At 70.6% G+C, this 14,186-nt stretch carries 1 protein-coding gene (cut by a window edge); it reads left to right on the top strand.

Going from position 1 to position 14,186, the window contains the following annotated elements:
* Positions 1 to 14,186, top strand: the 3' portion of a protein-coding gene (locus tag CGL27_RS51475) for a type I polyketide synthase (protein ID WP_119984712.1). 23,494 nt of this gene lie to the left of the window's left edge; 14,186 of the gene's 37,680 nt are visible here — the last part of the coding sequence; the start codon falls outside the window, past its left edge; its stop codon occupies positions 14,184 to 14,186.

Raw genomic sequence — 14,186 nt, 5'->3', positions numbered from 1 at the left:
GGCTGTCCGACGCACGGCGGAACGGGCACCGGGTGCTGGCCGTGGTGCGGGGCAGCGCGGTGAACCAGGACGGTGCGTCGAACGGTTTGACGGCGCCGAACGGACCCTCGCAGCAGCGGGTGATCCGGGCGGCGTTGGAGAGCGCTCGCTTGTCGGCGGCCGAGGTGGATGCGGTCGAGGCGCACGGTACGGGAACGAAGCTGGGCGATCCCATCGAGGCGCAGGCCCTGCTCGCGACATACGGACAGGAGCGGGCGGACCGGGACCGGCCGTTGTGGCTGGGGTCGGTGAAGTCGAACATCGGTCATACGCAGGCGGCTGCTGGTGTGGCGGGTGTGATGAAGATGGTGTTGGCGATGCGGCATGGTGTGTTGCCGAGGACGTTGCATGTTGATGAGCCGTCGCCGCATGTGGAGTGGTCGGCGGGTGCGGTGGAGTTGTTGACGGATGCGGTGGTGTGGCCGGAGACGGATCGTCCGTGGCGTGCGGGTGTGTCGTCGTTCGGCATCAGCGGCACCAACGCACACGTCATCCTGGAGCAGGCCGCCCTCTCCGAGGAGGATGGTGACGGCTCGGACGAGGCGCCGGAGCAGCCGTCGGGCCTGATGCCGTGGGTGGTGTCGGCGAAGTCCGAGGGCGCGCTGCGGGCACAGGCGGAGCGGTTGCTGCCGTACGCCCGGGGTGAGGCCGGGGCCGAGGCGTCGATGGCCGATGTGGCGTTGTCGCTGGTCACGACTCGGGCGGCCCTCGATGAGCGGGCGGTGGTGCTGGCGGGTGACGGTGCGGGGTTCGCGGCTGGGCTGGGCGCGTTGGTGGATGGCGTACCGGTGGCGGGTGTGGTGCGGGGTTCGGTGGTGCCGGGGAAGCTCGCGGTGTTGTTCTCGGGTCAGGGTAGTCAGCGGGTCGGAATGGGGCGGGAGTTGTATGAGGCGTTCCCGGTGTTCGCGGACGCGTTTGACGAGGTGTGTGCGCGGTTCGACGGGGTGTTGGAGCGCCCGCTGCGGGAGGTCGTGTTCGGGGATGTGTCGGGGTTGGATGAGACGGTGTTTGCGCAGTGTGGGTTGTTTGCGGTGGAGGTGGGGTTGTTCCGGTTGGTGGAGTCGTGGGGTGTGCGGCCGGATTTTGTGGCGGGGCATTCGATTGGTGAGTTGGTTGCTGCGCATGTGGCGGGTGTGTTGTCGCTGGGGGATGCGTGTGTGTTGGTGGGGGCTCGTGGGCGGTTGATGCAGGGGTTGCCGTCGGGTGGGGTGATGGTGTCGGTGCAGGCCGCCGAAGCCGATGTGTTGCCGTTGCTGGCGGGTCGTGAGGCTGAGGTGAGTGTGGCGGCGGTCAACGGTCCGCGTTCGACGGTGATCTCTGGTGCCGGGGAGGCGGTGTCTGAGGTCGCCGGGCTCTTGGAGGCTCGCGGGGTGAAGACGAAGCGGCTGCGTGTTTCGCATGCGTTCCACTCGCCGTTGATGGAGCCGATGCTGGCCGAGTTCCGGCAGGTGGCGGAGGGGTTGTCGTATGCGTCTCCGCGTATTCCGGTCGTGTCGAATGTGACGGGCGCGGTCGCGGATGCCGAGGCGTTGTGCTCGGCGGAGTACTGGGTGCGGCACGTCCGCGAGACCGTGCGCTTCGCGGACGGCGTGGAGTGCCTGGCCGGGCAAGGAGTCGTCACCTACCTGGAGTTGGGCCCCGACGGCGTCCTCTCCGGGATGGGTCAGGAGTGCGTGCCGGACGCCGTATTCGCTCCTGTTCTCCGCAGCGGCTGGGACGAGACAGCCTCGGTCATGGAGGGGCTGGCCCAGATCCATGTGCGGGGTCGTTCCGTGGACTGGACGGCGTTGCTCGCGCCGACCCCCGTACGCCACGTCGATCTGCCCACGTACCCCTTCCAGCGGGAGCACTTCTGGCTGGAGTCGTCCGTCACCACGGCGGAGGCTGGACCCACGGACGCGGTGGACGCCGACTTCTGGGATGCGGTGGAGCGTGAGGATCTGCCCGCGCTCACGGACACGCTGGCGGTCACTGACGAGAACGGCGCCGGTGAATCGCTGGCGGCGGTGTTGCCGGTGCTGTCGTCGTGGCGTCGCCGTGGACGTGAGCGCGCCACCGTGGACAGGTGGCGCTACCGCGTGTCGTGGTCGCCGGTGTCCGACGGGTCGGGGACGGTGACGGGTCCGTGGCTGGTGGCGGTCCCCGCCGGTATGGCCGCCGACCCATGGGTGTCGGCATGTGCGGACGCCCTCACCGGGCGTGGTGCGCGGCCGGTGGTGGTCGAGCTGGAGCCCGATGAGGCCGACCGTGAGGTGGTGGCGGCGCGGCTGCGCGCGGCCCTGGCCGGACCCGAAATGGCCGATGTCGCAGGGGTGTTGTCCCTGCTGGCGCTGGCCGAGGGCCGACACGGGCAGTACCGGGCGGTGCCCCTGGGCGTGGCATGGACGCTGTCGCTGGTGCAGGCCGTGGGCGATGTGGGCGTGGCCGCTCCGCTGTGGTGTGTGACGCGCGGCGCGGTCGCTGTCGCTGGTTCCGAGGGCGTGCGCGAGGTGGAGCAGGCGGCGGTATGGGGCCTGGGCCGGGTCGCCGGGCTGGAGGTGCCCGAGCGGTGGGGCGGTCTGCTCGATCTCCCCGAGACGTGGGACACGCGGGTGGCGGATCGCCTGGTGGATGTGGTGAGCGGTCGTACGGGCGAGAGCGAGGTCGCGGTGCGCGGCTCCGGGGCGTTCGCGCGCCGTATCGTCCGGGCGTCGGCCGGCGGACCGGACGTCGAGGGCTGGAAGCCGTCGGGGACGGTGCTGGTGACCGGTGGTACGGGTGCGTTGGGTGCGCATGTGGCGCGGTGGCTGGCGGGTGCGGGTGCGGAGCATCTGTTGCTGGTCTCGCGCCGTGGTCCTGGGGCTGAGGGTGTGGATGGGCTGTGTGCCGAGCTGCGCGGGTTGGGTGCTCGGGTGACGGTTGTGGCGTGTGATGTGGGTGACCGTGAGGCGTTGGGTGGGGTGTTGGGCGGAGTGCCGGAGGAGTTCCCGTTGACGGCGGTGGTGCATGCGGCGGGTGTGCTGGATGACGGTGTGCTGGATGGGTTGTCGGTGGGGCGGTTCGAGGGTGTGTTGCGGGCGAAGTCGGAGGCGGCGTGGCATCTGCATGAGCTGACGCGTGAGCTGGATCTTTCGGCGTTTGTGCTGTTCTCCTCGTTCTCGGGGACGGTGGGTGCGGCGGGGCAGGCGAACTATGCGGCGGCGAACGCGGTTCTGGACGCGCTCGCCGATCAGCGTCGGGCCGAGGGCCTGCCCGCCACCTCGGTGGCATGGGGGCCCTGGGCCGACAACGGCATGGCCGTCAGCAGCACCGAAGTCAGCCGTACCATCCGCCGCCATGGCATGACCGCGATGGATCCGCGGCTGGCCCTGGCGGCGCTGGAGCGCGCCGTCAGCCACGCGGACGCCGCTGTCGCCGTCGTCGACGCCGACTGGAAGCGTTTCGCCGACACCTTCGAGGCCCGGCGGCTGTCCCGGCTGCTCAGCGCAGTCCCGGAAGTCCGGGAGCTGACCGTGACCACCCGGCCCGGCGACACCGACACCGCGCACACCGAGGGGTCCTCGGCACTCGTCCGGCGTCTGGCGACACTCTCCGAGGCCGAACGGCAGCGAACCCTGCTGGAGCTCGTGCGTGCCCATGTGGCCGCCGTACTCGGTCACAGCGGTGTGGACGCCATCGGGCCCGGCCGCGCCTTCATGGAGATCGGCTTCGACTCCCTGACCGCGGTGGGCCTGCGCAACCAGCTCAGCGAGGCCACGGGCGTGCAGCTCCCGGCCACCCTGGTCTTCGACTACCCCACGCCGACCGCGCTGGCCGGATATCTGCTCAGCGAACTGCTCGGCAGCCGCGAGCAGACGGACAACACGACCGCGGACGTGGCCACGACCGCGTCCATCGCGACGGACGAGCCGATCGCGATCGTCTCGATGAGCTGCCGCTTCCCCGGCGACGTACGCTCCGCCGAAGACCTGTGGCGGTTGCTGGCCGCCGGAGAGGACGCCGTCTCGGCCTTCCCCACGGACCGTGGCTGGGACCTTGAGGGGCTGTACGACACGGACCCGGACGCGATCGGAAAGAGCTACGTACGCGAGGGTGCGTTCCTCTCCGAGGTGAGCGGCTTCGACGCGCACTTCTTCGGCATCTCGCCGCGCGAGGCGCTGGCCATGGACCCCCAGCAGCGACTGCTGCTGGAAACCTCGTGGGAGCTGTGGGAACGGGCCGGAATCGACCCCGAAGCGGTGCGCGGCAGCCGCACCGGCGTGTTCATGGGCACCAACGGGCAGGAGTACGTGTCCCTGCTCGACCGGGCCCCGGAGACCACCGAGGGCTATGTGGCCACCGGCAATGCGGCCAGCGTCGTCTCCGGCCGCATCTCCTACACCTTCGGCCTCGAGGGCCCGGCGGTCACGGTGGACACCGCCTGTTCGTCGTCGCTGGTGGCGCTGCACCTGGCGGCACAGGCACTGCGGCAGGGCGAGTGCTCGCTCGCGCTCGCCGGTGGCGTCTCGGTGATGGTGTCACCGCGTGGCTTCGTGGAGTTCAGCCGCCAGCGGGGCCTCGCGCCGGATGGCCGGTGCAAGCCGTTCGCGGCGGCAGCGGACGGCACGGCCTGGGGCGAGGGTGTGGGCATGCTGCTGCTGGAGCGGCTGTCGGACGCGCGGCGCAACGGCCATCAGGTGCTGGCGGTGGTACGCGGCTCCGCCGTCAACCAGGACGGTGCCAGCAACGGGCTCACCGCGCCCAACGGGCCGTCCCAACAGCGGGTGATCCGCCAGGCCCTGGCCAACGCCGGGCTCGCGGCCGGACAAGTCGACGTCGTGGAGGCACACGGAACGGGAACGAAGCTGGGCGACCCGATCGAGGCGCAGGCGCTGCTGGCCACATACGGCCGTGAACACACCGACGACCAGCCCCTGTGGCTCGGCTCGATCAAGTCCAACATCGGGCACACCCAGGCGGCCGCCGGTGCGGCGGGTCTGATCAAGATGGTGCTGGCCATGCGGCACGGACTGCTGCCCGGGATGCCGAACGTGGCCGAGCCCAGCCCGTACGTGGACTGGTCGCCCGGCACCGTCCAGCTGCTGACCGAGGCCACGTCGTGGCCCGAGACCGGTCGGCCGCGGCGGGCGGGCGTGTCCTCCTTCGGCGTCAGCGGTACCAACGCACACGTCATCATCGAGCAGGCACCTCCGCCGCGGCCGGAGCCCGAGCGGCCCGCCGTGGACGAGCCCGTCGGCGGTGCCGGGCGGATACCCGTCACCCCCTGGCTGGTGTCGGGCAAGTCCGAGGCCGCGCTGCGGACGCAGGCGGACCGGTTGCTGGCCCATGTGCGCGAGCGGGCGGAGCTCTCGGCCGAGGACATCGGGCTGTCGTTGGCGGCGACGCGTAGTGCGTTCGAGCATCGTGCGGTGGTGCTCGCCGGGGACCGGGACGGTCTGGTCGGTGGTCTGGCGGCACTGGCGGAGGACCGGGACGCCGCGGGGCTGATCCGGGGCGTGGCCGGTACTGATGGTCGTGCGGTGTTGGTCTTCCCTGGTCAGGGGTCGCAGTGGGTGGGGATGGCGGCGGGGTTGTTGGAGTCTTCGCCGGTGTTCGCGGAGCGGGTGGGTGAGTGTGGGGCGGCGTTGGCGCCGTTTGTGGACTGGTCGTTGGTGGATGTGTTGCGGGGTGGGGAGGGTGCTGCGGAGGCGTTGGAGCGGGTGGATGTGGTGCAGCCGGTGTTGTGGGCGGTGATGGTGTCGTTGGCTGAGTTGTGGCGTTCGTACGGTGTGGAGCCTGCGGCCGTTATCGGTCATTCGCAGGGTGAGATCGCGGCGGCGTGTGTGGCGGGTGCGTTGTCGCTGGAGGACGCCGCGCGCGTAGTGGCGTTGCGGAGCAAGGCGCTGCGGGCGTTGTCAGGGCGTGGCGGCATGGTGTCGGTGTCGTTGCCCCTGGAGGCGGTACGGGAGCGCCTGGTGGCGTGGGGTGAGCGGTTGTCGGTGGCGGCGGTGAACGGGCCCTCGGCGGTCGTCGTCTCCGGCGATGCCGACGCGTTGGACGAGCTGCTGGCGGTGTGCGAGGGCGGGGAGATCCGGGCGCGTCGCATCCCTGTGGACTACGCGTCGCACTGTGCCCATGTCGAGGCTATCGAGGGCGAGTTGTTGCGGGAGCTCGCGGGGATCAGCCCGCGGTCGTCGTCGGTTCCCTTCTACTCGACGGTGACCGGTGGCGTGCTCGATACGACCGCGCTGGATGCCGGGTACTGGTACCGGAATCTGCGTCAGACGGTGCGCTTCGACGAGACCGTCCGTGGCCTGCTGGCCGACGGCTTCCAGGTGTTCATCGAGGCCAGCGCCCATCCTGTCCTGACGATGGGAGTGGAGCAGACGGCCGAGGATCACGGCACCCGCGTCACTGCCGTCGGTTCGCTGCGCCGTGACGATGGCGGTCCCGACCGGTTCGCCACCTCCCTTGCCGAGGCGTATGTCGGCGGCGCCCCCGTCGACTGGGCGGGGGTGTTCGCCGGAACGACGGCCAGGCGCGTCGATGTGCCGACGTACGCCTTCCAGCACCAGCGCTACTGGGTCGAGCCCTCAGCCGTGGCGGGTGATGTGTCGTCGGCCGGACTGGTCTCCGCCGACCATCCCCTGCTCGGCGCGGCGGTCGCGCTGCCCGAGTCCGGCGGGTATCTGTTCACCGGTCGACTCTCCCTCCGGTCACACCCCTGGCTGGCCGACCACACCATTCATGGCACCGCGCTGCTTCCCGGATCCGCCTTGGTCGAGTTGGCGCTGCGGGCCGGCGACGCGGTCGGCTGCGGCCACCTGGAGGAGCTGACGCAGGAAACGGCCCTCGCTCTTCCCTCGAGCGGTGCGGTCCAACTGCAGCTCACGGTCGGGGGCCCGGACGACTCCGGGCGACGCACCGTGAACCTCTACTCGCGCTTCGAGGACGGGCCCGCCGACCTGCCGTGGACGCACCATGCCACCGGTGCGCTGACCACGGAGCGGCCCACGGCGCCGGCGGAGACCGGGCTCGACCTGTGGCCACCGGCGGACGCCGAGCCGATCGAACTCGCCGACCCGTACTCGAGCGTGGCCGCGCTCAGCGGCTTGGAGCACGGTCCCGCTTTCCGCGCCCTGCGCCATGCGTGGCGTCGCGGTGGGGAGATCTTCGCCGAGGTGGCGTTGGCGGAGGACGCACGCTCGGACGCCGATCGCTTTGGTCTGCATCCGGTGCTGCTCGACGCGGCTCTGCACGCCACGGCCGACCTGGCGGCCGACGACGGCGGCCGCGTCCGGCTCCCGTACCGGTGGACCGGGGTGTCCCTGTACGCCACCGGCGCGACGACCCTGCGCGTACGGCTCTCCACGGAACGGCCCGACGGCGTGGCGATCCTGCTGGCGGACGAATCGGGCCACGCGGTGGCCGACGTGGACGCGGTGATGACCCGCAGCTTCACAACCGAGCAGCTCACCGGGGGCCGGATGCCCCATGAGTCGCTGTTCCGGGTGGAGTGGATGAGTGTCCCGGCAGGCTCCTCCGGCGTCGAGCCGGACCGGGCCCACTGGTCGATCGTCGGCCCTGACGGTGCCGAACTGCGCGCCGCGCTCGAATCCAGCGGTGGCCGGATCGACGAGTACGACGACATGGGCGCCCTGCTCCTGCCTGACGCATCGGCCACGGCCGAGCCCGACCTCGTCCTCCTGCCCTTCCTCACCGCCTCGGCAACCGACTCCGCCACAGCGGAAGAGGACCTCGTGTCCGTGACACACCAGGCGACGCATCGCGCGCTGGACGCGCTCCAGGCATGGTTGGCTGAGGAGCGGTTTGCTGGTTCGCGGTTGGTGGTGGTGACGCGGGGTGCGGTGGCTGCTGTGTCGGGTGAGGGTGTGCCGGATGTGGCGGCTGCCGCGGTGTGGGGTTTGGTGCGTTCGGCGCAGGCTGAGCATCCGGACCGATTCGTTCTGGTGGATTTGGAGAGCGTGGAGTGGGCTGCCGAGGTGATCGGTGCCGCGGTGGCGTCCGGAGAGCCTCAGCTTGCCGTGCGTGGCGGTGGTATGCATGCCCCGAGGCTGGTCCGGGCTCTGGTACCTGTGGTGCCTCAGCGGGGGGTGGTGTGGGATGTCGATGGTTCGGTGCTGATTACGGGTGCCAGTGGTGTGCTGGGTGGTTTGGTGGCGCGTCATGTGGTTGTCCGTCATGGGGTGCGGAGTGTGGTGTTGGTATCGCGTCGTGGTCGTGAGGCGGTGGGTGCGGCGGAGTTGGAGGCCGAGCTTGCCGAATTGGGTGCGCGTGTGGTGTTCGAGGCGTGTGATGTGGCGGATCGTGGGGCGTTGGCGGGGGTGTTGGGGCGTATTCCGGTGGATCGTCCGTTGCGTGGTGTGGTGCATGCGGCCGGTGTGCTGGATGACGGTGTGGTGGAGTCGTTGACGCCGGAGCGTATTGATGTGGTGTTGCGGCCGAAGGTTGATGCGGCGGTGTATTTGGATGAGTTGACGCGGGGTCTGGATCTGTCGGTGTTTGTGGTGTTCTCGTCGGCTGCTGCGACTTTTGGTGCGGCGGGGCAGGGGAACTATGCGGCGGCGAACATGTTCCTGGATGGTCTGGCGGCGCGGCGTCGGGCGCGTGGGCTTGCGGGGGTGTCGTTGGCCTGGGGTTTCTGGGCCGAACGCAGCGATATGACCGGCCACCTGGGCGACGTCGACATGGCCCGGATGACCCGGTTCGGGATGACCCCCCTGCCTGCCGACGAGGGGCTGGCCCTCTTCGACGCGGCACACACGACCGGTGACCCGCTGCTGGTGCCGACCCGTATGGACGTCGCGGTGCTCCGCGCACACGCCCGGCCCGGCACCACACCCGCTCTGCTGCGCCACCTCATCGGCGCCCCGGCCCGGCGGGTGATCGACGCCGCCGCCGACGACCAGGGCGGCGCCACCGCCCTCGTACGGCGTCTCACGGGTCTGGCACGGACCGAGCGGGAGGACGTCCTGCTTGAGCTGGTGACCGATCACGCGGGATCCGTCCTCGGCCATACGGAATCGGACGCGATCGCTCCCGACCGTGCGTTCAGCGACATCGGCTTCGACTCGCTCACCGCGGTCGAGCTGCGCAACCGCCTCAACGCCGCCACCGGTCTCCGGCTTCCGGCCACGCTGGTCTTCGACTATCCGACACCGACCGCGGTAGCCCGCCACATCTTCAGCGAGGTAATGGGCTCCGAACCGGCCGATGACGACACCCCGGCTCTCGACCCGGCCCAGGACACGTCGTCGGTCCGCAGGGCCGCGACCGACGACGAGCCGATCGCCATCGTCGGGATGGGCTGCCGCTTCCCGGGCGGTGTGCGTACGCCCGAAGAGCTGTGGCAACTGCTCATCAGCGGTGGGGACGCGATCTCGGGGCTGCCCGACGATCGTGGCTGGGACCTGGAGGGCCTGTATCACCCGGATCCCGATCACAGGGGCACGGCGTATGCGCGTGAGGGCGGTTTCCTGTATGACGCGGGTGATTTCGAGCCGGAGTTCTTCGGTATTTCGCCGCGTGAGGCGTTGGCGATGGATCCGCAGCAGCGGTTGCTGCTGGAGACGTCGTGGGAGGCGCTGGAGCGGGCCGGTATCGACCCGGCGTCGGTACGCGGCAGCCAGACCGGCGTGTTCTGCGGGCTGACCTACCACGACTACACCGATGCGGTGCAGCAGGCCGGCGAGGCCACCGAGGGTTACCTCATGACGGGCAACGCCGGGAGTGTCGCCTCAGGGCGTATCTCCTACACCTTCGGCTTCGAGGGACCCGCGGTGACCGTGGACACCGCCTGCTCGTCGTCCCTGGTGGCGCTGCACTGGGCCGCACAAGCGCTGCGGCAGGGCGAGTGCTCGCTGGCCCTCGCGGGCGGCGCGACGGTCATGGCCAGCCCGGTCGCGTTCGTGGAGTTCAGCCGTCAGCGCGGACTGGCCCCGGACGGCCGCTGCAAGCCCTTCGCGGGGGCCGCGGACGGCACCGGCTGGGCCGAGGGCGTCGGGATGCTGTTGCTGGAGCGGCTGTCGGATGCGCGGCGCAATGGCCATCGGGTGCTGGCGGTGGTGCGTGGTTCGGCCGTCAATCAGGATGGCGCGAGTAATGGGCTGTCGGCGCCGAATGGTCCGTCGCAGCAGCGGGTGATCCGTCAGGCGCTGGGCAATGCCGGGCTCACGGCCGGGCAAGTCGATGCCGTGGAGGGGCACGGTACGGGTACGAGGCTGGGTGATCCGATCGAGGCGCAGGCGTTGTTGGCGACGTATGGCCAGGAGCGTGCGGCGGAGGGTCGGCCGCTGTGGTTGGGTGCGGTGAAGTCGAACATCGGTCATACGCAGGCGGCTGCTGGTGTGGCTGGTGTGATGAAGATGGTGCTGGCGATGCGGCACGGCGTACTGCCGAAAACGCTGCATGTCGATGAGCCGTCGCCGCATGTGGAGTGGTCGGCGGGTGCGGTGGAGTTGTTGACGGATGCGGTGGTGTGGCCGGAGACGGGCCGTCCGCGACGTGCGGGTGTGTCGTCCTTCGGTATCAGCGGCACCAACGCACACGTCATCCTCGAACACGCCCCCGAGGAGACGCCCGTCGCCGAGCCGGTGACCGAAGGGCCCGAGGAGTCGGCGCTGGTGCCGTGGGTGGTGTCGGCGAAGTCCGAGGACGCGCTGCGGGCACAGGCGGAGCGGTTGCTGCCGTACGCGCGGAGTCAGGCCGGGGCGGAGGCGCCTGTGGCCGATGTGGCGCTGTCGTTGGCCACGACACGGTCGATGTTCGAGCACCGGGCGGTGGTGCTGGCCGGTCACCGTGAGGGGTTTGCGGCTGGGCTGGGCGCGCTGGTGGATGGCGTACCGGTGGCGGGTGTGGTGCGGGGTTCGGTGGTGCCGGGGAAGTCGGCGGTCGTGTTCTCGGGTCAGGGTAGTCAGCGGGTCGGGATGGGGCGGGAGTTGTATGAGGCGTTCCCGGTGTTCGCGGACGCGTTTGACGAGGTGTGTGCGCGGTTCGACGGGGTGTTGGAGCGCCCGCTGCGGGAGGTCGTGTTCGGGGATGTGTCGGGGTTGGATGAGACGGTGTTTGCGCAGTGTGGGTTGTTTGCGGTGGAGGTGGGGTTGTTCCGGTTGGTGGAGTCGTGGGGTGTGCGGCCGGATTTTGTGGCGGGGCATTCGATTGGTGAGTTGGTTGCTGCGCATGTGGCGGGTGTGTTGTCGCTGGGGGATGCGTGTGTGTTGGTGGGGGCTCGTGGGCGGTTGATGCAGGGGTTGCCGTCGGGTGGGGTGATGGTGTCGGTGCAGGCTGCTGAGGTGGATGTGTTGCCGTTGTTGGCGGGTCGTGAGGCTGAGGTGGGTGTGGCGGCGGTCAACGGTCCGCGTTCGACGGTGATCTCCGGTGTCGGGGAGGCGGTGATGGAGGTCGCTGGGCACCTTGAGGTTCAGGGTGTCAAGACGAAGCGGCTGCGTGTTTCGCATGCGTTCCACTCGCCGTTGATGGAGCCGATGCTGGCCGAGTTCCGGCAGGTGGCGGAGGGGTTGTCGTATGCGTCTCCGCGTATTCCGGTCGTGTCGAATGTGACGGGTGCGGTCGCGGATGCCGAGGCGTTGTGCTCGGCGGAGTACTGGGTGCGGCACGTCCGTGAGGCTGTGCGGTTCGCGGGCGGGGTGCGGAGTCTGGCGGACGCGGGAGTCACCACCTTCCTGGAGCTCGGCCCGGACGAGGTCCTGTCCACGATGGGCGAGCAGTGCCTGCCCGATGAGACCGCTGACGTCGCCGTCTTCCTACCGGCCGCACGCTCCGGCCGCGGCGAGGTCGAGACCGCGCTGACGCTCGCCGCCGTGGCCCATGTACGGGGTGTGCCGGTGGACTGGATGGCCGTGCTCGCGGCCACCGCCGGACGGCCGGCGCGGCGCGTGGAGCTGCCGACGTATGCCTTCCAACGCAAGCGCTACTGGGTTGAGACAGCGGCGGCGCCGGGAGCCCATCACGGCACGGCAGACGCCCGCGAGTCCGCCGACGCCGACTTCTGGGACGCGGTGGAACGCGAGGACCTGTCGGCGCTCGCGGGCACGCTGGCCGTCGAGAACGAGGCCGATGCGGGTGAGTCGCTCGCGGCGGTGCTGCCGGTCCTGTCGTCGTGGCGGCGTCGTAGCCGTGAGCGGTCGCAGGTCGACGCGTGGCGCTACCGGATCGCATGGTCGCCGGTCTCGGAGGCGGCGGGTGCGCTGACGGGATCCTGGCTGGTGGCGGTGCCCGCTGGGCTGGCCGGCGACGCATGGGTCGCGGACTGCGTGGCCGGCTTGGCCGCGCGGGGCGCGCTGCCCGTGGTCGTCGAGCTGGAGGATGCGGACGCCGGCCGTGAGGCGGTGGCGGCGCGGTTGCGCGAGGCTCTGGGTGCGGACCGGGCCGCCGATGTCACGGGGGTGTTGTCGCTGCTGGCGCTGGCGGAGGGGCGGCATGACCGGTATGCCGCGGTGCCGCTGGGCCTGGCGTTGACGTTGTCCCTGCTGCAGGGGATCGGGGACGCGGGTGTGGGTGGCCGTGTGTGGTGTGTGACGCGGGGTGCGGTGGCGACAGGCGGTGCGGAGAGTCCGTCGAGTGTGGAGCAGGCGGCGGTGTGGGGTCTGGGCCGGGTCGCCGGGCTGGAGGCCCCGGAGCGATGGGGCGGCCTTGTCGACTTGCCGCAGACGCTGGACGGCCGGGCTCTGGAGCGTCTGACCGCCGCCATCAGCGGTGCCACCGGTGAGGATGAGCTGGCGGTGCGGGCGTCGGGTGTGTTCGCCCGCCGTGTGGTTCGTGCCGCGGTGGGTGCGCAGGGCGGGGAGGTGTGGACGCCGTCGGGGACGGTGCTGGTGACCGGTGGTACGGGCGCGCTGGGCGCCCATGTGGCGCGGTGGCTGGCGCGGGCCGGTGCGGAGCACCTGCTGCTGCTCTCGCGGCGTGGTCCGGCGGCTGAAGGTGTGGACAAGTTGCGGGCGCAGCTAGCGGAGTTGGGCGCTCGGGTGACGGTCGCGGCGTGTGATGTGGGCGACCGGCAGGCGCTGGCCGGAGTGTTGGCCCGGGTGCCCGAGGAGTTCCCGCTGACAGCGGTGGTGCATACGGCGGGTGTGCTGGATGACGGTGTGCTGGATGGGTTGTCGGTGGATCGGTTCGAGGGTGTGTTGCGGGCGAAGTCGGAGGCGGCGTGGCATCTGCATGAGCTGACGCGTGAGCTGGACCTTTCGGCGTTTGTGCTGTTCTCCTCGTTCTCCGCGACGGTGGGCGGAGCCGGACAGGGCAACTACGCGGCGGCGAACGCCTTCCTGGACGCGCTCGCCGAACACCGCCGGGGCGAGGGCCTGCCCGCCACCTCCGTGGCCTGGGGGCCGTGGGCCGACGGTGGCATGGCCGCCCAGGACGCGGCCGTCAGCGGCCGTATGGAGCGGTTCGGCCTTCCCGCGATGGAACCCGAGCTGGCCGTCACAGCGATGGCGCGGGCCGTCAACCAGTCCGACACCTGCCCGGTCATCACGGACATCGACTGGCCGCGGTTCACAGCCGGTGTCGACGGCACCCGGCTCGGTCTCCTCTTCGGCGACATCGCCGAGGTCAGGGCGGTACGGCAGGCCGCCGAGGCCACCTTGGACGGGCAGACCGCCGACACACACCGGCCGGCGCTCGCCACGACCCTCGCGGAGCTCTCGGCGGCGGAGCGCGAACCCGCCCTGCTCGACCTGGTGCGTACGCAGACGGCGGCCGTCCTCGGATACGCCACGCACGAGGGCATCGACGGTGAGCGTGGCTTCTTCGACATGGGCCTTGATTCGCTGACCGCCGTGGAGCTGCGCAACCGGCTGAACGCGGCCACCGGGCTGCGGCTGCGGCCGACGGCCCTGTTCGACTACGGATCGCCGTCGGCGCTGGCCCGCCATCTCAAGGGTGAGCTGGTCGAGGACGAGGCCGCCCCGGAGAAGTCGTTGCCCGCCGAGATCGACCGGCTCGAATCCGTCCTCTCGGCCATGGAGCAGGACGACATCGCCCGGACGAAGGCGATCGTCCGGCTCCAGTCGGTGCTGGCCAAGCTGAGCGAACCCGTCAGCGGCGGCGGGAGCGCCGTACGGGACGACGTCGCCAACGACGACGACCTGGAAAGCGCATCGGTGGACGAGCTCTTCGACGTCATCGACAGAGAACTCGGAGACGCCTGA

Source organism: Streptomyces sp. 11-1-2, assembly GCF_003595545.1.
Lineage (GTDB): Bacteria > Actinomycetota > Actinomycetes > Streptomycetales > Streptomycetaceae > Streptomyces > Streptomyces hygroscopicus_B.
This window is presented reverse-complemented; position numbering and strand designations above follow the sequence as displayed.